This window comes from Marinobacterium aestuarii (genome assembly GCF_001651805.1).
Lineage (GTDB): Bacteria > Pseudomonadota > Gammaproteobacteria > Pseudomonadales > Balneatricaceae > Marinobacterium_A > Marinobacterium_A aestuarii.
Genome location: NZ_CP015839.1, coordinates 4228092 through 4248523, shown reverse-complemented (window position 1 = coordinate 4248523; position 20432 = coordinate 4228092). Strand labels below are relative to the sequence as shown.

Annotated in this window: 20 protein-coding genes; 10 read left to right on the top strand and 10 right to left on the bottom strand. The window is 56.6% G+C overall.

Translation table 11 applies throughout. The features are described from left to right. The first annotated feature begins 49 nt into the window (after nucleotides 1-49). Both A8C75_RS23695 and A8C75_RS18625 read left to right on the top strand, forming a co-directional pair. Nucleotides 50-376, top strand: coding sequence for a hypothetical protein (locus tag A8C75_RS23695; RefSeq protein WP_157890329.1), 327 nt, complete (start codon nucleotides 50-52; stop codon nucleotides 374-376). Nucleotides 377-829: 453 nt separating this feature from the next. Then, nucleotides 830-1297, top strand: coding sequence for a hypothetical protein (locus A8C75_RS18625; RefSeq protein WP_067385764.1), 468 nt, complete (start codon nucleotides 830-832; stop codon nucleotides 1295-1297). A gap of 33 nt (nucleotides 1298-1330) precedes the next feature. Here the strand turns inward: A8C75_RS18625 and A8C75_RS18620 are convergent, their stop codons facing one another. The 3 genes from A8C75_RS18620 to A8C75_RS18610 form a co-directional block, all read right to left on the bottom strand. Next, nucleotides 1331-2365, bottom strand: coding sequence for an IS630 family transposase (locus A8C75_RS18620; RefSeq protein ID WP_067378204.1), 1035 nt, complete (start codon nucleotides 2363-2365; stop codon nucleotides 1331-1333). Nucleotides 2366-2471: 106 nt separating this feature from the next. Then, complete coding sequence (locus tag A8C75_RS18615) at nucleotides 2472-3599, bottom strand: ISAs1 family transposase (protein ID WP_067385762.1); 1128 nt, start codon at nucleotides 3597-3599, stop codon at nucleotides 2472-2474. An 804-nt stretch (nucleotides 3600-4403) separates the two neighbouring features. Then, nucleotides 4404-5711, bottom strand: coding sequence for a DEAD/DEAH box helicase (locus A8C75_RS18610; protein WP_067385760.1), 1308 nt, complete (start codon nucleotides 5709-5711; stop codon nucleotides 4404-4406). A gap of 271 nt (nucleotides 5712-5982) precedes the next feature. Here A8C75_RS18610 and A8C75_RS18605 point away from each other — a divergent pair, with 271 nt between their 5' ends. The 5 genes from A8C75_RS18605 (at nucleotide 5983) to A8C75_RS18585 (ending at nucleotide 10142) form a co-directional block, all read left to right on the top strand. Further along, complete coding sequence (locus A8C75_RS18605; RefSeq protein WP_067385758.1) at nucleotides 5983-6288, top strand: hypothetical protein; 306 nt, start codon at nucleotides 5983-5985, stop codon at nucleotides 6286-6288. 68 nt (nucleotides 6289-6356) lie between these two features. Then, on the top strand, nucleotides 6357-6944 hold the full coding sequence (locus A8C75_RS18600) for a CBS domain-containing protein (protein WP_067385756.1): 588 nt from the start codon (nucleotides 6357-6359) through the stop codon (nucleotides 6942-6944). A 76-nt stretch (nucleotides 6945-7020) separates the two neighbouring features. Beyond that, the gene (locus A8C75_RS18595) at nucleotides 7021-8526 is read left to right on the top strand and encodes a glutamate-cysteine ligase family protein (RefSeq protein ID WP_067385754.1); all 1506 of its coding nucleotides are present in this window, start codon (nucleotides 7021-7023) and stop codon (nucleotides 8524-8526) included. Next, nucleotides 8526-9596, top strand: coding sequence for a M14 family metallopeptidase (locus A8C75_RS18590; RefSeq protein ID WP_067385752.1), 1071 nt, complete (start codon nucleotides 8526-8528; stop codon nucleotides 9594-9596). Before A8C75_RS18595 ends, A8C75_RS18590 begins: the two co-directional genes overlap by 1 nt. A gap of 90 nt (nucleotides 9597-9686) precedes the next feature. Continuing rightward, on the top strand, nucleotides 9687-10142 hold the full coding sequence (locus tag A8C75_RS18585; protein ID WP_157890328.1) for a hypothetical protein: 456 nt from the start codon (nucleotides 9687-9689) through the stop codon (nucleotides 10140-10142). Between the two features lie 24 nt (nucleotides 10143-10166). Here the strand turns inward: A8C75_RS18585 and A8C75_RS18580 are convergent, their stop codons facing one another. The 3 genes from A8C75_RS18580 to A8C75_RS18570 all read right to left on the bottom strand — a co-directional run bounded on the left by A8C75_RS18580 (nucleotide 10167) and on the right by A8C75_RS18570 (nucleotide 13020). Continuing rightward, the gene (locus tag A8C75_RS18580; protein WP_067385748.1) at nucleotides 10167-11015 is read right to left on the bottom strand and encodes a metallophosphoesterase family protein; all 849 of its coding nucleotides are present in this window, start codon (nucleotides 11013-11015) and stop codon (nucleotides 10167-10169) included. After that, a complete protein-coding gene (locus A8C75_RS18575) occupies nucleotides 11012-12400 on the bottom strand; it encodes a sodium:solute symporter family transporter (RefSeq protein WP_067385746.1) in 1389 nt (462 codons plus the stop codon). The genes A8C75_RS18580 and A8C75_RS18575 overlap by 4 nt, the downstream gene beginning before the upstream one ends. Before the next feature lie 137 nt (nucleotides 12401-12537). Beyond that, entirely contained in the window at nucleotides 12538-13020 is a 483-nt protein-coding gene (locus A8C75_RS18570) for an MgtC/SapB family protein (RefSeq protein ID WP_227819964.1), read from the bottom strand. A 293-nt stretch (nucleotides 13021-13313) separates the two neighbouring features. Here A8C75_RS18570 and A8C75_RS18565 point away from each other — a divergent pair, with 293 nt between their 5' ends. The 3 genes from A8C75_RS18565 to metA all read left to right on the top strand — a co-directional run bounded on the left by A8C75_RS18565 (nucleotide 13314) and on the right by metA (nucleotide 16210). Next, nucleotides 13314-14051, top strand: a complete 738-nt coding sequence (locus A8C75_RS18565) for a glutathione peroxidase (protein ID WP_067385744.1) — start codon at nucleotides 13314-13316, stop codon at nucleotides 14049-14051. Between the two features lie 192 nt (nucleotides 14052-14243). Beyond that, complete coding sequence (locus A8C75_RS18560) at nucleotides 14244-14678, top strand: PACE efflux transporter (RefSeq protein ID WP_067385742.1); 435 nt, start codon at nucleotides 14244-14246, stop codon at nucleotides 14676-14678. 599 nt (nucleotides 14679-15277) lie between these two features. Continuing rightward, nucleotides 15278-16210 (top strand): homoserine O-acetyltransferase MetA, encoded by a 933-nt coding sequence (gene metA, locus A8C75_RS18555; RefSeq protein WP_067385740.1) that lies wholly within the window; start codon nucleotides 15278-15280, stop codon nucleotides 16208-16210. Nucleotides 16211-16305: 95 nt separating this feature from the next. Here metA and A8C75_RS18550 read toward each other — a convergent pair whose 3' ends face one another. The 4 genes from A8C75_RS18550 to A8C75_RS18535 form a co-directional block, all read right to left on the bottom strand. Further along, nucleotides 16306-17145 (bottom strand): CvfB family protein, encoded by an 840-nt coding sequence (locus tag A8C75_RS18550; RefSeq protein ID WP_067385738.1) that lies wholly within the window; start codon nucleotides 17143-17145, stop codon nucleotides 16306-16308. A gap of 40 nt (nucleotides 17146-17185) precedes the next feature. After that, entirely contained in the window at nucleotides 17186-17698 is a 513-nt protein-coding gene (gene luxS / locus A8C75_RS18545) for an S-ribosylhomocysteine lyase (protein ID WP_067385736.1), read from the bottom strand. Between the two features lie 128 nt (nucleotides 17699-17826). After that, nucleotides 17827-18642 (bottom strand): spermine/spermidine synthase domain-containing protein, encoded by an 816-nt coding sequence (locus A8C75_RS18540; RefSeq protein ID WP_084784154.1) that lies wholly within the window; start codon nucleotides 18640-18642, stop codon nucleotides 17827-17829. A 425-nt stretch (nucleotides 18643-19067) separates the two neighbouring features. Continuing rightward, nucleotides 19068-20423, bottom strand: coding sequence for a DUF1329 domain-containing protein (locus A8C75_RS18535; RefSeq protein ID WP_067385734.1), 1356 nt, complete (start codon nucleotides 20421-20423; stop codon nucleotides 19068-19070). Nucleotides 20424-20432: the final 9 nt, after the last annotated feature.

Here is a 20432-nt window from a genome sequence, read left to right as displayed (position 1 = left end):
CATAGGATGGGGAGCAGTGTTGTTTTTATTTTATTGCTAGCGGGGTTGTATGAGAGGTAATGCTTTAGATGCCAATTTACTTTCCAGTAAATTAATAAATGACGGATTCGTTGAGGTTTGTTTTTCGATCTCAAAAGGGTATCTATTAGATCATATGATAAAAACAGATCTGCGGTTGGCGTATGCTACTGGTGATGGATTCTTAGTAAGAAATATATTGTTAGCTAAAGGTTTTGTTTTTATTTTATGTGGCAGTTTATTTATGTCGGATGTTACAGAGGTATTTGATTTTTACGTTATGAATAGAAGTAATATTAATATTCACAAAGGGCGTGCGAAAAATGGTAATTCGAGATTCACTTTCTTTCTGAAATAATTAAAAATTATAAGCTCTTTTTTACGTGGGTTTTATTGTCGTTATTCTAATTGGTTTTTTTAGCTTAAAGGTGAAGTATAGATGGGGTAGTTCCAATTATATATTTTTTTTGTGCTTGGCTTATTTTATGTATTTTGTTTTGTTGGTTTATTATCTTTGGCTTTTGTTTAGATCTAATATTAATGTAGGTTGTGCCGAGGTCGCTCGCAAAATTTTAAAAATAAATATGTTTTTAGTGAATGTTGTTTTATTTGTTTTTATCGTTTCAAAAGAGACTATTATCGGCTACGGTTTTCTTATGTATATTGTGATAATGCTTTTTTCTATTGTTTTGTTTGTGTTCTTTTTTCAGAAAAAATTTATTATATTTAGTAGTGCTATACGCAATGGATACCGTAAATGAAAATCAAGTTTTGAGCCCTCGGGATTAATACAGGGCCCCGTTAGGATAGTATGGATATAGTCCAACTCTCTTTTGTGGTTAAAATTCAGGTCGATTATATGAGAATTATTTTTAAAGGCGCATGGTCACTTGGGTTTATGTTAATAGTTTTCTTTGTGGTTATCGGTGAATTTGCAATATATTTCCATGATTATGTTTATTATAGAATGGGATTTGATCGTGATTTAGTATTGACCATTTTATGGTTTTTACCCTTTCTTGCTTCATTCATAACTTCATATTTGGCTGTGTCTTATAAATTTTTATTAGGTATGTCGCATGCTATAATATTACCTTTCGTGGGTTCAATTGCGCATTTTATAAATGGTCAGCTTGGAGGTTTGATTGATTTTAATGGTATGCTTGGCGCGATCGTGGTCTTTAAAGTGTATTTTGTGGGAGGCGTTGTTTCAGCAATCGCAGGAGTAACGATAGGAATTCTTCTATCGAGAAAAATGGGTGATGGAGCCTGTGATTGAGCCGTATGGTATTAACCCGGCGGGCAAATACCTCTAGGAGGCGTAGTTGATCGCCGGATGCTCAAAGTATTTCGCAACTCGCTCTGGCATCTTTTGCAGCATCCGCATGTGACTCAGCACCTTACCCGCCAAATCCGCTTGATTTCTAGCGGGTGCCGCACTGCGGATCCCGGCTTTCAAGTCAGCATTCAAGTACTCATCCGGATTCAGGTCCGGCGAGTACGCAGGCAAATAGAAAACCTCTATTTCGTCTGCATGCCGAACCAGCCACGCCTTCACCAGCTTCGCATGATGAACTCGAAGATTGTCCAAAACGAGAAAGACCTTTCGCTCAGCGTCCTTAATCAGCCGTTTCATAAACCGAAGCAGCACTTTTGCGGTCATGTTCTCTCCATACATCATGAAGCGGACGGTGCCTCGGTTATTGACCGCTGAGATCATGTTCGTCGAAAACCGCTTGGCGTTGATTTCGACGACCGGGGTTTCCCCTTTCGGGGCGTACCCACGACTGTGTTGGCAGTCGTTACGGATACCTGTTTCATCGCCCCAATAGATCTCTGCACCTTCTACAGATGCGCGTTTTTTAATCCCCGGGTAGGTGCTATCCAACCAGTCTTTTACCGCCTTCGGATTACGCTCATAAGCCCGTTTTGCGGGCTTCTGGGGCGTGAACCCCCAGCGTTTTAGGTAGTCCCCGATGGTGCGGATTGCAATACGAACATTCCACATTTGCTTGACTACCGCCTGTATCGCTTTGCGATTCCAGAGCGCAAAAGGCAGTTTCATTTGGTCCGGGTTTTTGTCGCAAATCAGCTTCTTCAAAATAGACTCTTGAGCACCGGTTAGACGCCGCTGCTCTTCGGGCCTCCGGCCTCTTTGTCCAAGCTTTATCGCCTGCTCACCGCCCAGCTTCCAGGCCCTGATCCAGCTGCAGGCAACGGTATAGTGGACACCTATAATCTCCGCGATTTCTGCCCTTTTGTGACCTTGCTGAAACAGCCGGATAGCCAAGTCGCGGTTGTGTTGCTGAAGCTCAGAAGAGACTTTCCGTGTGTCTAATTTTTTCATGCACGGATTATACTCTATCTATGCCTATTTGTCCGCCGGGTTAATAGCCCCCGCAGGGGGGCTAAATTTAACAGGTAGGAGGCGCGCCAGGGCAAACGCATGAACACTATTTGATCAGCCCGAGAATGTGAAACAGGTAACGGTCACTCCAGCCGCACCCCTTGCGCTTGTTCTTGATCCCGACTTTGACAGTGGTGTCCTGCTTCAGCAGATTCAGTGCAATCTGTCGTAACGTGGCCAGATTCTCAGCGGCATAGCCCTGCCGCGCACGCGATTGATCCTCACCGAAGGCCACGTCCAGCACCCAGTGAAGGCCATTCTCCACTTGCCAGTGCTGACGCGTTGCCTGAAGTACATCATTGGCATCCATGGTCCTGCTGGAGACAAAATAGCGCACTAGGCTGGTCGATGTTCCGGCACTGCTACGATCCAGCTGGACGGCTGCGATCGTGCGGGCGTTCCAGGATGTGGCAACCGGACAGCTCTCCAGATCATGTAGCACCCAGCAGCGCCGCAGCTCCTGACGCCCATGCGTGTTACTGTGAACCTCTGCAAACGAGAGACCGGGCACATCATCCGGGTGCTCGGACCAGTAACGATCGAACCAGGTATCCGCCTCAGCATGGAGCTTGCGTTGATTGCGCTTGATCGCCAGCAGGTAGTCCGCTTCAGCCGAGAGAATCTTGTTGGCAATCTTCTTCTGGCATCCCATTGCATCCAACGTCACCAGGCAACCGCGCAGCATCAGAATATCCAGCAACTCGGGAATAGCTTTGATTTCATTAGACTTTTTATCAACCTTGTATTGCCCGAGCGAGACACCCAGCTCCGTCGACCAAGCGTTGACCATATGGATCGCACCCTGGTTGCCCGACCGGGATCCGCGCACGGTTTTACCGTCGATGGCAACCACGCCCGAGAGAGGCGTGTCGATCAGGACATCCTGCACCCAACGGGTGAACAGCTCTCGGAACTGAGCTGGATCAAGCAGTGAGAACAGGCGGTTGAAGGTATCATGTGAGGGTATGCCACCCGGCAGTTTCAGGTACTGCCTGAACCATTCCTCGCGTACTTCAGCGAAGAGTGCGATGGCGTTCCAGTCGTCGGCACCACAGAGCAACCCGCATGTTGCCATGAAGACGACCCCGCCGAGGTCGTGGGTGCATTTGGCGGCCTGACGGGGATCTTCCAGTGCCATCATACGGTCGAGCAGTGTTGGGCTGTTCTGAATCATGGTGAGAAATGGGCAAGTTTCATGGTGATCACATCAAAAATCAACCAGAAGTGATTCGTTTGTTCAAAAAACGTTCATGCCTTTGCCCTGCCTAAGGCCCCACCAGTACCTTCAGCGGAAGAGGTGTTGCTAACGGAGATACGCGATTTATTGAAGGCTAAATCGTAATAGAGCGCTCCGGGGCGGGGCTCCAGGGTCATCGATCATTTGCGCTTGTTTCTCAGCTGAGGGAAAAAGGCAAGACCTGGCCCCGTGAACGCAGAAATTCTTAGGTCCCCTGATCTGTCTAATGGATTATAGATCTGAACTCAACATCACCGCCCCGCCAATATAGCAGAACGGCCATTTTCCCCTTGTGAAGCCGGCGAGCACTGGGCCTATTTTTCGATCAGGCCCGGCAGGGGCAAGGCATGGACGCCGAGCCGCCGATGCGGCACAGGGACGTGACGTCAGCGATGCCCGGAAAATCGGACCAGCGCGCAGCGAAAAGACTTCATTGGGGCGTGCTTTCTTTTGCTTACTTTTATTTGCACGAGCAAAGAAAAGTGAGTCGCCGAGAGGCGAAATCGGGATTATCCGATAGCGATAACACTTACTGAATTTGGCAATCTTAGAGTAGTGCAGGTATTGGGTTTCGGTCCTTCAGGTGCTCACCTACCCGGTAATAAATATGCCGGTTACGGCAGGTGCTAAACCAATCCTGCAGTGTTCGCTTCGTGTCGTATACAACCCGTAAGCGACCATCATGGTCGCGACGGCCAGACGTCGAGTAGCCCGGCTGCTAGCTGATCAGGTTTCTCAGTATTACTTCTTGCGCTTTTTGGACGCTGACAGCAAGGACGGCCGCACCGCGCGGGTGTTGGTGTCGTCGACTTCGGGCATGGGTGCCGGGGCTGCTTTAACCGGTACCGGTTTCATCTTGGCGCGCAGGCGTGAGTTTTTCGAGGCGCGAAGGCTGTGGTTATCGTCGGCGGCATTGCTGCCCTGATAGGGCACAGGCTTGATCGACAGCGGGCGACCGATCAGGGCTTCGATGGCGACCAGGTAGCGCTTTTCATCCGGGGATACCAGAGATATCGCCTGGCCCTTGCCACCGGCACGTCCGGTGCGGCCGATACGATGAACATAGGCTTCGGGGACATTGGGCAGGTCGTAATTGACGACCCGTGGCAGTGAGTCGATATCCAGGCCGCGGGCGGCCACGTCTGTGGCGACCAGAATGCGGACCTTGCCCTGGCTGAAGTCGCGCAGTACGCCGACGCGCTCGCGCTGTGGCTTGTCGCCATGCAGTGCGCGGGCATCAATACCCTCGGCCTGCAGATAGTCGGCCACCATGTCGGCGCGCTTCTTGGTGCGGGTGAACACCAGTACCTGGGCCCATTTTCCACCCTGAATCAGATAGCTGAGCACGTCGCATTTGTCGGACTGATCCACCGCATAGGCGAACTGCAGCACGGTTTTGGCGGTGGAGTTGCGCTTGGTGACCCGCACCCAGGTAGGCTTTTGCAGAAATTCGGGCACCAGCTCTTCGATGGCCTCGGACAGGGTGGCCGAGAACAGCAGGGTCTGACAGTGGCGCGGCATTTTTTTGCGCAGCTGGCGAATATCTTCAATAAAGCCCAGATCCAGCATGCGGTCGGCTTCGTCCAGCACCAGCATCTGCAGCTGGCGCAGATCGAAGATGCCCTGGTGCATCAGATCCAGCAGGCGACCCGGCGTTGCCACCAGTATATCGGCGCCGCGCTTCAGCCGGTCGATCTGGCTTTCCACCCGGCTGCCGCCATAGAGTGCGATGGTGCGCAGGCTCAGGTAACGGCCGTAGGCGTCCATGCTTTCGGCAACCTGCAGCGCCAGTTCCCTGGTGGGGACCAGCACCAGGGCGCGTATCGGACGAATCTCATCAGAGGCGGGCTCGGCACTCAGGTGCTGCAGTATTGGCAGGGCGAAGGCGGCGGTTTTACCGGTACCGGTCTGGGCTTCGGCCACCAGGTCGGCACCGCTCAGAATGGCGGGAATTGCCTGGGTCTGCACGGCGGTGGGGCTGCGGTATTCGAGCTCCGCCAGTGCCTGCTGCAGGGGATCAATAAGGCCGAGGGCGTTAAACGTACTCATAGTTACCTGTGAGCCGCCAGCGCGACCCGGTTCGAATTGCAAAAAAGATGCGTAGCTTAACCGAATCGGCCGCTAACAGCGACTATCGTGCAGTCCAGGCAGGCGTGGTCGCCTGACCTCAGGTGACTGTTTTTGTTACCGCAAACATTGACCGGAACTCGTGGCAGGGATAGTGTCGAAGTCTGTACTTGTTGCCGTTTTGGATTCTGACTCACTGATGCACACCTGCTTGCCAGATCGACCGTCAACCGACAGTCGCCGCTGTACCACCTTGCTTCACCTGACTTTCCTGTTGCTGCTCGCAGGTTTTGTGGTGCTGTGGCCAAAATTGCCGGAACCAGAGGCGGTCTCGGTCGCCAGCTTGCAGACACTGGAAATCGCGGACAGCCGTGCAGACACCGACGGCTCCCGGCTGGACAGAGCCAATGATCTCAGTGGCGATGATCCGGGCCCTGCGGTATCCTCCTCAACGCAGGCGACAACCGCGTTACTGTATTCCCCCGTTGGCCCGATTCTGGGCTGGCAACCTGCTCCCTGTACCTTCAAGCATGCCCGAGCACCGCCTGCCGTAGCCTGATCCCTGAACCTGAGTATTTTTACTTTCCGTTTAATGATTATTCCTCGTATTTGAGGGAGGCTATTGCCATGCGTACTTACCGTGAACTTAAAACCCTGTCCCTGAGTGACTACAGCCGTTTGTCGACACCTGAGGGCGAAACGCTAAGCCTGGACAGCCCTGCGAGCAGTATTATGACCAGCTTTGAATTGACGCGCCCGCTGGCGCTGGAGCTGGATGTGGGGATCAACGACGCGCTGCTGATGATGAAAAAAGCCCACGTGCGCTCGGTCATAGTGATGGATGGCAGCGAGAAATTTCGCGGCATTATCAGTCTGATGGATCTGGAGAGCCGCAAGGTGCTGAGTATCGCCCAGAGCCAGGGGCTGCGGCGGGACGAGCTGAGTATTGCCGATGTAATGACGCCCAGTGCAAAGCTGGCCGGGTTGTCGATTCAGCAAATCAGCAACTGCTGCATTGGTGACGTGCTAAAGACTCTGCAGGATGTCGGGTCCCAGCACATGCTGGTCGTGCGGCCCGAAGATCAACAGATCTGCGGCATCATTTCGGCCAGCGATATTGCCCGCAAGCTGCATATACCCGTGGACATCACCGAGCGAGCTACCAGCTTTAGGGAAATCGTCGACGTCATCTATGGCAACCGCGGCGCGGCCTGAGGTACAGAGCGCCCAGACTGGAGTCTGAGCGCTTCGCTGTCTACGCTTTAGGGATGCCTTAAAGTGCAGGACGGTAATGGGACTCGAAATCGACAAGTCCAGTTTTACGCCGCAGGAGTTCAGCGGCTTCTACCAGCGCCTGGGGAGCAATCTGCAGGCGCTGAAGGCGTTGCTGCAAAGGCCCGGTTTTGGCGAAGGCCCAGGATCTCTGGGTGCGGAACTTGAACTCTGCATTGTCGATCGCAATGGACATCCCTTACTGGTTAACAGTGCGATTCAGGATGCCAGGGCAGATCCTCAGCTGACGCTGGAACTCAACCGCTATAACCTGGAATACAACCTCACACCGGTGCCCATTCAGGGCACCCCTTTTTCCCGCATCGAAGCCGAAATACGCGCCGCCGTGGCGGCACTGGAGCAGTCCGCGCTGGTCCACGGAGGCCATATTCTGGCGATCGGCATTCTGCCGACGCTGCGCCGTCGTGATTTCGGTCCCCATGTCATGACCGATCAGTGCCGCTATCAGGCTCTGACGGATGGGCTGAGTCGTATTCGCGGTGAACGCATCCAGGTGCGTATCAATGGTGACGAACCTATCTCGCTGCGGGCCCGCGATGTGACGCTCGAAGGCGCCAATACCTCGCTGCAGCTGCACTACCGCGTGCGGCCCGCTGACTTTGCCGATACCTACAATGCCATGCAGCTGGTAACGCCTGTCGTGCTGGCGCTCGCCGGAAACTCTCCCTTCCTGCTGGGGCATCGACTCTGGCATGAAACGCGGATTCCACTGTTCAAGCATGCCATCGATGGCGCCGGCAGCAATGGGCCCGGCGGTAACGGGCACAGCAGCCGCAGGGCCTCTCGGGTAAACCTGGGGACCGGTTGGGTGCGCGAGGGTGCCTACGAGCTGTTTGCCGAATCGGCGCTGCTGCATGACGCGCTCTTGCCGGTGTGTCAGGAGGGCGAGGATGATATGGAAATGGTGCAAAACGGTGGCCTGCCGAAACTGCATGAGTTACGTCTGCATCAGGGTACAATCTGGCCCTGGAACAGGGTTATTTATGACGATAGCTGCGGTGGCCATTTGCGGATCGAGATGCGTGCCTTGCCTGCAGGCCCCACGGCCTGCGACATGATGGCCAACGCCGCCTTTCTGATCGGGCTGGCAGAGGGGCTGCGGGGGGATATTGCCGAGCTGATGCCGGCGTTGCCCTTTGCCATGCTGGAGCACAATTTTTACCGTAGCGCAGAGGTAGGCATCAAGGCCCAGCTGTTGTGGCCGTCGTCCTGTAACCGCCGGCTGGAGGAAGTACCGCTTGCCAGGCTGGCGCATGAGCTTCTGCCGGTGGCGGCACAGGGGTTGAAACGCATCGGCATAGGCGCGGCGGAAAGCGGGCACTATCTTGGGATTATCGAACAGCGGCTTGAGCGCAGCTGTACGGGGGCGACCTGGCAGCTTGGCCAGGTGGGGCGCCTGAACCGCCGCCTCAGCCGGCACCGCGCGTTGAAGACCATGCTCGAAGGCTACCGTGTGCGTGCCGATCTTAACCAGCCTGTTGCAGAGTGGACGGATATGCACTGATGCCGGACGACAGTATTACAATTCTGCGCGATCCCGCCCCTGCGGACATTGCCCGTACGCCGCAGGAGTTTCTGCGCCAGCTGGACGGGCCTACCCTGATTATCGTGCAGGGGCGGGACCCGAGCCGCTGCCGGGCACTGAGTACGCTGCTGCACGGCAATGAGCTTTCGGGACTGAAGGCAGTTCACGGCTGGCTGCGCAATGGTGAGCAGCCCGCTATCACTTTGCTGTGCTTTATTCTGTCGGTTTCGGCGGCACTGGAGCCGCCGCTGTTTTCGTGGCGTCAGTTGCCCGGCGAGCGCGATCTGAACCGCTGTTTCCGCCCGCCCTTCGATGGCAAGCCAGGCCGGCTTGCCGAACAGACCCTGACGCTGCTGGATAAATACAGGCCCGAGTGCCTGATTGATATTCACAACACCTCTGGCATGAACCCGCCTTTTGGCGTGGTGACCCACGAGGATCCGGCCCATGAAGCCCTGGTGGCGCTATTTACCCGTCGTCTGATCATTACCGATATCCGCCTTGGCGCCCTGATGGAAATCAGCCGCCTCGATTTTCCGGTGGCAACCATCGAGTGCGGCGGTAATCGGGATCCGGCGGCGGACCGGCTGGCAGTGGAGGGTGTCTGGCGTTTTTTGCAGGCCGAGCAGGTGCTGCAGCTGCCGCCCGCAGGCCTGCATATGGATCTGTACCACCATCCGGTGCGGCTGGAGCTGGCGCCGGAAACCAAACTGACCTTTGCCGATGAACCAGATCCTGCGGCGGACATTACAGTGCCGCGCCACCTGGAGCGCTATAACTTCGGTCTGGTCGACAGTGGCACCTTCCTGTTCTGGCTCGGGCCGCGGGCGCGTAGCCGGATGTGTCTGCGCGATGCTGCGGGGGCAGATGTGCTGCCACAGTTTTTCGATGTACAGGGGCAGCGACTTTATGCCGCCCAGCCGCTGAAGCTGTTTATGGTGACCGACAATCCGCTGATTGCCTGCAGTGACTGCCTGCTCTACGCCGCGCCCGAAACGGGGCACAGTGTTATCAATGGTCCGGGACCCAGCGAGCTACCCGATAACTGAATCAGGCCTTAAGGTTGGCTGAAAATTGATCGCGCAACTCGCATTGCTGGCAGGGGTCTTAGAGGTAAGTGAGAATATGGGAGTTGTGTCATGAAGGTCAGATTATTAAGTGCAGGGGTGTTGGCATTGAGTCTGATCGCCAGTCCGTCCCAGGCGGATGTGGATGTCGGCATCTTCTTTAGTGGCGCCGCCATTCACGGTAACGGCTTTAGTCTGTACCTCGGCGGGCCCTACAGCTATGCGCCCTATGGCTACCTATCGGGTCGTTCGCGCCATTATCATTCCCGAGGCTATTCCGCGCCGCGCCGGCATTATTCTGCGCCAAGACACCACTACCGCCCACGCCACTACGACCGCTCGCCGAGTTACCGGCATGATTATTCGAGGCCCGGCTATAAAGGGCATAGTGACGGGCGGCGTCGGTTTGATGGCGATCGTTCATATCGCCGCAGCGGCGGGGGAGACTACCGTTATACCCGCTCAGGCAGTGGCAGGCACGACGGCCACCGGCAGTTTTTCCGCTCGGGCGACGGCCGTCGTCATTGAGTTCAGGGCGTTAAGCTTCTTGGGTTAAATCAGCAGTGGGGCCAGTTGCAAGGGCTGGCCCCGTTGGCTTTGTTCCGCCGCGGGCAGAATATCAATATTGGGCCAGAGTCCGCTGAGCAGTGCATCCTGATACCCCGTGGGCAGACCGGCAAAACGCATGGCGTCTACCGCCTCTGTCGCGGCATAGTTGAGCCGGTGCCAGCTCACCTTGAGACGTTCAGCGTCCGGTATCAGCAGCATGTACCAGCCGTTCCTGGTGCCATCATTCGCTGGCATACCAATCACACCCGCATTGAGCCAGGCTCCCGAGCCCCAGGCCTGACCGAAGGGCAGGCCACAGTGGCCGCCGATCAGCACGTCGGCCTGAGCAAGATCCAGCTGACGTTGTTTTTCGTCCTGGGGTGTGGATTCAAACACGAAGCGGTTGATCTGATCCGCAGCCCCATGCACCACCTGGATACGCCGCCCGTTAAGGCTAAAGCGTAGCTGCGCAGGCAGTGTACGCAGCCAGGCCCGGCTGTCATCACTGATGGTTCTGTCGGCGTAGCTATACCAGCTGTCGGACAGAATCGCGCAGCTGCTGCCCTCCTCAAAGCCACAGCCACAATCATCTATGCGATTGCCCAGCGACGCCTCACAATTGCCCTGAATCCAGTGGACGCCGGCATCGCGCAGCAGCCGGACGGTGGCCTCGGTATCGGCGCAATAGGCCACGGCATCGCCGGTACAGATGAGCTGGCTGGCAGAGAGTCCCAGTCTGTTGGCGGTCTGCAGCAGTGCCCGGGTGGCCTGCAGGTTGCTGTAGGGACCGCCAAAGATCATCACAGGTCCGGTCAGGACACCGAGGTCTTTTACGTCTGTCTGTGCGCTCATCCGACCTGTTCTGCCTGCTTGAACTTGGGAGTGCCGGCACTGAGGCAGCCAAGCCAGAACAGCAGCAGGCCGCTGGTCAGCAGGGTGGCCGAGATCCACAGCAACTTGGTGTATTTATGGACATCGCCCAGCAGGGCGCTGTAACCGGATGATTCGGTGAAATAGAGCACGGCACCGCTTATAGCGAGAACGAAACTGGCCAGATAGCTCCACAGCGGGACATCGGTGCGCCCGCCCCAGAGGGAAATCAGCACCACGGGCGCAAGGTACATGGAAGCGGTGCCGCTGACGGCGACCGCACTGAATAGATCCTTGTTGCCGAGGAAGACGCAGCACAGTCCCAGCAGCATAAAGACAACCATCACCAGGCGGCCGTTCTGCACCGTCGTTGGTACCGCTTTCATATCCAGCGCCACCAGCTTGGCGGAGCTCGACAGGGTGCTGTCCAGGGTGGACATGGCGGAGATCACCAGGGCGGCGTTAAACAGCAGTAGCGGGATCTCGCCCAGTATCCGCGCCAGCACTGTATTCATGGCCTCGCCAGCGGATGCCTGGGCGCCGGCGAGTACGCCCAGGCTACCAAAGGCGGTGATGCAGGCAATGCTGATCCAGCCGGCGTGGAAAAAGCTGCGGCGGGTGGTTTCACGGTCGGCCAGAAAGCCACGGTCCATCATGACCGGGTCATGCATGGGATAGCTCCACACCTGCAGCAATGCCACCAGCAGCAGGATGGGACCGGGCTGATCTAGCTCGAACGGCTTGAACAGCAGCATATCGAGATTCACGTCTGGGGCTCCGAACGCCACGAACACCAGCACCACCAGTACCAGCAGAAACAGCATCATCTGGAACAGGTCGGTGCGCAGGGATGCATGCAGACCGCCGAGCAGCGAATACGCCAGCGTAATGCCGGAAAACGCGATTATGGCCAGGGTATAGGCATTGCTGCCGGTGGTGCCGAACAAAATGCCGATGACCAGCAGGTTGGCAAAAACTTCACTGATCAGCCGGATGCCGATGACCAGGTTGTAACAGCGGGTGCCCCAGTTGCCAAAGCGGTTTTGCAGAAATGCCTGCACGCTGTCAAAACCCTGCTCAAAGCGCAACTTGTCGATGATGCGCCCACCAATCCAGAACGAAAGGTAATAGGCGGCGTAGGCAAGAGTCCCCCAGATTCCATAGAAAAAGCCGAGGATGGCCGCATTCATCAGGGAGCGGGCAAAAATCCAGGTCGTAACCTGGGAGAAGGTCAGCGTTAAGAGCCCGGGCGGTTCGGCGTTCTCGGACTGGCCGCGGAAAAAGGCATTGACCGAACGCGCAGGGCGGGACAGTCCCAGGGAGATCAGTGCCAGTGCGGCGACCAGAATCGAAAGGCTGTAGTCCATGGGGGCTCCGGATCTAACGGCTAATGGTAAGGGCGGGAAACAGGCTCCTGTTATTCGGGCGAGCCTACGCCAGGCAACTGAATCAAGACTGAAAGCAAGGCCTGCCGCGCTCTGGGCGGCGGGCCTGTCCGCCGCCGTTATTTGCGTCTCAGGCGCCCAAACTGGGCATGTACGCCGCGGCGCATGGCGGAGAAACTGTGTTCCAGCAGATCCACACCGACCAGCACGAGCACCACCAGCACCGCCAGTTTTACGCCCGTCAGGTGATGGCCCTCGCCAATGATGGCGCCGATGGCCGCCAGTGACCAGATGGCCGCCGCCGAGGTGACACCCAGAACGATACCGTCCTTGGCCAGAATCACGCCGGCCCCCAGAAAGCCGATCCCCGTGACTATCTGTCCCAGCACCCGGGAGCCATCGCCACCATCATAATGTGCTCCGGCGAGGGCGATAAACAGGTAGGTGCCCAGCACAATCAGGGAGCTGGTTCTTATACCGCAGGGTTTGCCCAGCAGCTGGCGTTCGGTGCCGACAATGCTGCCCGCCAGCACGCTGGCAAGAATGCCGGACCATTCAAAGGGAGCTATATCCAGTAGCAGTGTCAGGGTAGTGGTGTCCAAGGTGTTCAATAACCTGTGCAGGGGGCGCGATGGCCTCATCAAGACGAGGGATCTTTATCGCACTCTTTGGATATAAATAGAAACACTATTCAGTCGGCATGCTGACCTGGTACCGGTGTGTTCCTGGCCGAGCGAGTTCAGGCCTGGATAAGCGGCGAATGACTATATGCAAAATTTATCGAAGGTATTGTGTTAGTTAATTTCATTGTCAGTCAGTCCTTGAGTATTCTAGTTTCATTCCTCAAGCAGCCCAGGCTGCACGTCATCAGAATTCAGCAACAGGAGCTATATCAATGCAGCACAAAGAAGGACAGCGCGTACCTCAGGTTACCTTTCGTACTCGCGTGGGCAATGACTGGCAGGACCTGACCAGTGACGAGATCTTTGCCGGCAAGAATGTGATCCTGTTTGCCCTGCCAGGCGCTTTCACGCCAACCTGCTCCACTACTCACCTGCCGCGCTACAACGAGCTGGCGCCGGTGTTTCAGGCCAACGGTGTCGACAGCATTATCTGTCTGTCGGTTAACGATGCTTTTGTCATGAATGCCTGGGCGGAAGATCAGAAACTGGCGCACATTCAGGTATTGCCCGATGGCAATGGCGAGTTCAGCGACGGTATGGGCATGCTGGTGGACAAGGCGGACCTCGGCTTTGGCAAGCGCAGCTGGCGCTATTCCATGCTGGTGAAAGACGGTGTGATCGACAAGATGTTTATCGAACCTGACCTGCCGGGCGACCCGTTTGAAGTGTCCGATGCCGATACTATGCTGAACTACATTAACCCGCAGGCCCAGCAGCCCAAGCGCGTGACTATTATCACCAAGCCCGGCTGCCCGCACTGTACCCGTGCCAAGAAGGTCCTGAGTGAGCATGAGTTCCGCTATGAAGAGATCGTACTGGGGCAGGGAGGCGTCAGCTACTCCAGCCTGACGGCGATCTCCGGTCGCGGCACAACGCCACAGGTTTACATCGATGGCCTGCATGTGGGTACGGCAGACGAGCTGGAGCAGTGGTTGGCGGCCAACGCCTGATTGACCCGGTAAAGTCAGTTGCTTCAAGAACCCCCGGACGCCCTGCGTCGCGGGGGTTTTGTTTTTGGCCAGGTAGCTGCTGCATCTATCTTTTATCTATCGCTTTTATAGATAGTAACTGACTTACTTGTCTCGCTTTATGCCGATACTATGGCGCCATTGAGACAGATGACAGGCATGGAGCGGGGAACGATGAGAAACACGGCAGATCGGATTCGTCATACGGTGGGGTTTGAGCTGATTGGGTTGGTGTTGCTGACAGGCCTTGGCAGCTGGCTGCTGGATCTGGACATGCAGCATTTCGGCGCGCTGGCGGTGCTGTTCTCGTTACTGGCCATGCTGTGGAACTACTACTACAACCGCCTGTTTGACCAGTGGCTGTTGCGCCGCCGCGGTACCAGTATCAAGCGCCAGCGGGACAGGGTTGTGCATGCGCTGCTGTTCGAGGGCGGCCTGCTGCTGGTCACCCTGCCGGTTATTGCCTGGTGGCTGCAGGTCAGCCTGTGGCAGGCGCTGGCGATGGATGTCGGAATGGTGCTCTTCTACCTGGTGTTTGCTTACCTCTATAACCTGGCATATGACCGCGTCTTCCCCGTGGTCGAGGGGGCAGTACTGCCGCAGAGTTAAAGCGGCTGTTTAACGTGCCCATGATTGCCCTGATAAAAGCCCGCGCCTGCGGGCTTTTTCGTGTTTGGCGGTCTATTGAATCTGCTCTGTGCATAAGTGAACGCTGGCTGGGTTCCATTATTTGACATTTTTGTTGCAGCTGCGTGCTGTCAATATTGACAGCGCAGTTATTCCCAATCTTTTTCTGGCCCCTGATAGGGGTCAAGCCCACGTATTTCGGGCTCTTACCCTGTATGTCAAACACTATATTTTTTCTGTGCAGGCGGGCTGGACGAAGATTCACCAGTCAGGCACAGGCCCCGTCTTTACTGGGCTGAGAGCGGTGTATCGGAGGTTGTGTATATCTTTTCCATAGAGTTATCCACAGATTCCGTGGAAAAGAACGGGCTTGACGGCGTGCCACCCAGGCGTTCCGTTGAGGCTTTCATCGCGTTTCTGGCGAGAGGTCTGGATGGTGGCCATGGCAGTACCGCAGGCCGGGTATTGAAGAGAGTGTGCCAGCATCGTATTGCATTTGCGTAATCATTGTTTAGCGCCAGGCATCTCGCTATTCTGTTCCGGTAACAATTATTGTCGTGATACGAGGAGAGCCCCCAGCGATGCCCATCAAGATTCCTGACCAGTTGCCAGCCGCCGATTTGTTGCGAAGCGAGAATATCTTCGTGATGAGCGAAAGCCGTGCGATGCATCAGGATGTGCGCCCGCTCAAAGTGCTGATTCTCAATCTGATGCCCAAGAAGATCGAGACCGAAAATCAGCTGGTGCGGTTGCTGTCCAATACGCCCCTGCAGGTAGGGATCGAATTCCTGCGGGTGGATAACCGTGAAAGCCGGCATACGCCCGCCGAGCATCTGGACAGCTTTTACCGCAGTTTCGATGAAGTGCGTGGGAACAACTACGATGGTCTGATCATTACCGGTGCGCCCCTGGGGTTGGTGTCTTTCGAGGACGTGCTCTACTGGGATCAGGTGGAGGAAATCATTCACTGGTCGCGCCAGCATGTCAGCTCGACGCTGTTTCTGTGCTGGGCCGCGCAGGCGGGCCTGAAAGTGCTGTACGACCTGCCAAAGCGTACCCGCGATGAGAAGCTTTCAGGCGTCTATGAGCACCGTACACTGTTGGCCAGTGATCCGCTGGTACGCGGTTTCGATGACGCTTTCTGGGCGCCGCATTCGCGCAATGCCGACTTCCCGGTGGACTTTATAAGCGAACATACCGACCTGCGCATTCTGGCCAGCTCCGAGACGGCCGGCAGTTACCTGATGGCCAGCCCTGACCGGCGTCAGGTGTATCTGACCGGTCATCCGGAATACGACGCCCTGACGCTGGCCCAGGAGTATCAGCGTGATCTGTTGGCAGGGCTGAATCCGGCAGCGCCGCAGAACTATTTTCCCGGAGACGATGCCGAGCAGGCGCCACAGAACCGGTGGCGCAGCCACGGTAATCTGGTGTTTGCCAACTGGCTGAATTATTACGTCTACCAGATCACGCCATTCGATCTGAGCGTGATGGCGACCAAAATAGACGAGTAACAAGGTACAGGGTCGTGCGGCGTAAAGAGAGCATGCCTCTGGCCTGTGTTTCCAGGTCAGAGGCATGGCAAGGTGGGGCAGAGAGGCTGGTGTGATCAGTCGCCGTCGATCAGGCGTATGCCGTCCGGGCTGATGTCGATCAGGCGCTGCTTGTAGAGCGTGCCTATGGCCATCTTGAAGGCCTTTTTGCTGCTGCCGAACAGGCGGGTGATGACCTGCGGATCGGTCTTGTCGTTCACAGCCATATAGCCGCCTTCAGCCTTGAGGCGCTCCAGCACTTGGCCTGCCAGACCACTGACCTTGCCGTAGCCCGGTTTGTCGAGGCACAGATCGAGCTTACCGTCGGGGCGAATCTGCTTGATGTAACCCTGCAGGTTCTGCCCGAAATGCAGCCGGCGAAACAGGTCAGACTGGTGAATCAGACCCCAGTGGGTGCCGTTTACCACGGCTTTGATACCCAGGTCAGTGCGGTTGGCGATGGTCAGCTCGACGGCTTCGCCTTCCTTGTACTCGGCCGGGGTCCTGTCCAGAAAACGGTCCAGCTTGGTGGTGGCGACAATGCGGTTGGTGATGTTATCCAGGTAAATGTACACCAGATAGCTCTTGTCCTTCTGCATCCGCACGGGCTGCTCGGAGAAGGGTACCAGCAGCTGCTTGGGCAGCCCCCAGTCGAGGAAGGCACCGACGGGTGTTACATCGGCACAACGCAGCAGTACAAAGTCCCCCACCTGTGCCAGCGGCTTGTCGGTCGTGGCGATCAGGAAATCTTCTGAGTCCAGGTAGACGAAAACCTCCAGCGTATCGCCGACCTTGCAGTCGTCGGGCACATGGCGTGCCGGCAGCAGAATTTCGCCGAGGTTTTCGCCATCAAGGTAAACACCGAATTCTTTCTGCTTGATGACGCTGAGGGTGTTGTAACGGCCGATTGCGACCATGGGGCTGTCCTTTCATTGATGAGGCGGGGAGTGCGCTCGCTCAGGAGTGCTTGGCCAGAAACTCTTCGTCCAGCTTGAGCTGCTGGTTGCTGTTGACACCCACGCCGCGGCTGCGAATGTTTTCAGCGATCTGCTTGGCCTCATCCAGCGAGTGCATCGCGTAGGTACCGCACTGGTATACGTTCAGCTCGGGGATCTTGTTCTGATCCTGTACGGCGAGCACATCGTCCATGGCGGCAAGCCAGGCGGCGCCAACACGGGCTTCATCGGGCTGGCCGATCAGACTCATGTAGAAACCGGTGCGACAGCCCATGGGAGAGATATCGATGATCTCGACGCCCTGGCCATTGAGGTGATCACGCATGAAGCCTGCAAACAGATGCTCCAGGGTGTGAATGCCGCGTTCGCTGAGGATTTCCTCGTTGGGCACGCAAAAGCGCAGATCGAATACGGTAATGGTATCGCCGCCAGGCGTAGTCATGGTCTTGGCGACACGCACTGCCGGTGCTGCCATGCGGGTGTGGTCTACGGTAAAGCTGTCGAGCAGTGGCATCTTGTGTCCTCTGAAAACGTGTCGATGGAGTACCGAATACGCCTATTATCCCAGCCCTGCGCAGGCAATACCACCGCGGCGCAGCCTGTCTGCGGCATGTGCAGCGGGTAAGATGGGGAAGCTACAGCTTAGATTGGCTTCAATTGGTTGAGCAGGCGCTGCAGCGGGATACCCAGAGTCTTGCCCAGCTGCTTGGCCTGCTGCTGCAAGCGCCTTGGATTGTTCTGCGGCAGGCCGCCCTTGAAGGCGAGCACGATGAGGTTGCCACCATTGACCGGGCACAGCAGGCACTGGCCGTCGAACAGATCCTTCATGCGGGTCAGTGCCGAGCGGTTGCGGGCCTGGCCCTGATCCCACAGGTTCAGTACCAGCATGCCCTGATCGTTCAGCAGGCTGTAGCAGTCGGACTGAAAATCCTGCTCCAGTTGAATCAGCTGCATGCCATCATCCAGGTAAAGGTCGCTGAAGATGATATCGGTCTTGGTTGTACCACGGGCGGCGAAGGCTTCGGCATCGTCGATCAGCAGCTCAAAGCGGTCGGTTTCGGTCAGGGAAAGCCAGTTGCGGGCGATATCCACTACCTGCTGGCGCAGCTCTACAACGGTTAGCTGCATTTGTGTATCGTAGGCCTGCAGGCAGTTGCTGAGGTTGCCGCCGCCCAGGCCAAACAGCGATACATGGGCCGGATTCGGCATATAGAGCAGGGCCAGCAACATGGCCTGGACGTATTCAAACACCGGCAGGGCCGGGTCTGTCATGTCGATACAGCTCTGTTCGCCGCCATCGCCAAAGGACAGGTAGCGCCGCGGGCCGTCTTCCAGCACGCAGACCGGGCCCCACTCGTCGTAAGCACGGTACAGTTCCTGGCCCGGCAGGGAGTTGCGTATGGCCCGATGCGATTCGTCCGAATCGGTGGCGGCAAAGTATTCGAGCATCGAGGACATGGGTTTTCCTGACGAGGTGAAATTTTCAGCGGCCAATTGTACCTTGCCTGTGGTGACAGGGAAGCCTTGTCTGCACGCTGGGAATACAGCTGTGATTAAAAAATCCGAACAATTGTTTAATTTTTTCGCAATTGTCGGGAACCATCCGCCAGAACGCTGGGTCTTAACCCATGCAAGCGAGAAGTTCTCCAGCAGAGTTTCCAAGTTTCAGCGGCCCCAGTGGCCGCTTTTTTTGTCCCGATGAAAGTCCGCGGGCTGCAAGGCTCGGCAATGTCTGCCTTCTGTGCTGTTGGTGAGCGGGCAATTCTGGGTGGACAGCAAGGGCACAATAAAAAAGGGCATCGCGGCGCTTGTGGCGCCGCGATGCCCTGTGTTCCGCAGAACGTACGGTAGGGGGCTATTGAGTCGATCTGGCTAGCAGACTGCTAGCGTTTACCCATGCGACGTACCGCCTGGGGCGTAAAATCGCTGTGGCTAAAGCGCTGGCTGAAGTCGAAGCCAATGCCTTCCTCGTTGGTCAGGCTGCCCACCAGGTAGCGGCCGGACTGCAGGTCGTAGAGGGCTTCGGCCACCAGCCAGGGTACCTGTACGTCGCGGTACTGGAACTGGTGTGCTTCGGCGACGCGCCAGAGTTCGCCGCGACCGTCGTAGTGATCCACCACGCTGGCCTGCCAGCTGTCCTCATCTATATAAAACACCCGCTTGGCATAGATATGGCGCTCACCGCTTTTGAGAGTCGCCTCGACCTTCCATACGCGGTGCAGTTCGTAGCGGGTCAGGTCGGGGTTGATATGACCCGGCTGCAGGATTTGTTCGTATTTAAGGGCGCGGTCGGCCAGCTTGAAGCTGTTGTAGGGAATGTAGAGTTCCTGCTTGCCGATCAGCTTCCAGTCGTAACGATCCGGGGCGCCATTGAACAGGTCGAGGTTGTCGGTGGTGCGCTGTCCGTCGGTGGCGGTGCCCGGTGCGTCATAGGCCACTTCCGGGGCGCGGCGCACCCGGCGCTGGCCGGCGTTGTAGGTCCAGGCCTGGCGTGGCTGGCTGACCTGATCCAGAGTTTCATGCACCAGCAGGATGTTGCCGGTCAGGCGCGCCGGTGCCTGCACTTCCTGGACGAAATAGAACAGAATATTGTCATCCTTGGTCTTGTCGGCGCCGCCTTCCAGATAGGTCGGCCAGGTCATTTTCTCGTTGATTTTCACCGGCGTGAAGCTGCCATTGCTCTGTACTGGCACCTGCACGAAGGTGCGTTCCAGTGCACCGCCACGGTAGCGGGTCATGTGATTCCAGATCACTTGCAGACCATTTTCCGGCACCGGGAAGGCGCTGCCTTCCTGCAGGTTGCGCACACCGTAGCCGTTGTCCGTCAGGGTCGCCGAGGCTGCGTTCTGGCGGATCGCAGCATAGACCGAATCCGGGTAGGCCGCCGTGCGGTGAGTGGGGTACACGTTCATTTTGAAGCTGTCGGGATAGCGTTTGAACATCGCCAGTTGTCCCGGCGACAGCTGGTCGGCATAGCTGCCAACATTGGCTGCGCTGATGGTGAACAGCGGCGCCTCGCCGGCGTAGGGGTTGCTGTAGCGATCGCCACTGGAGGCGGGCAGGCCGCCGTCCCAGGCCGGAATGGTGCCGGCAGCATTACCGGCTTTCTCGGCGCCGACCGGGGTTAGCTCGGTGCCGAGGCGGGTCAACTGCTGCTCCGAGACGGCGGCGTAAACGCCGGCGCTCAGGAGGCTGCTCAGGGCCGTGGCCGCCAGAAGGGGAATCATTTTTATCGTCATGTCGTAGCT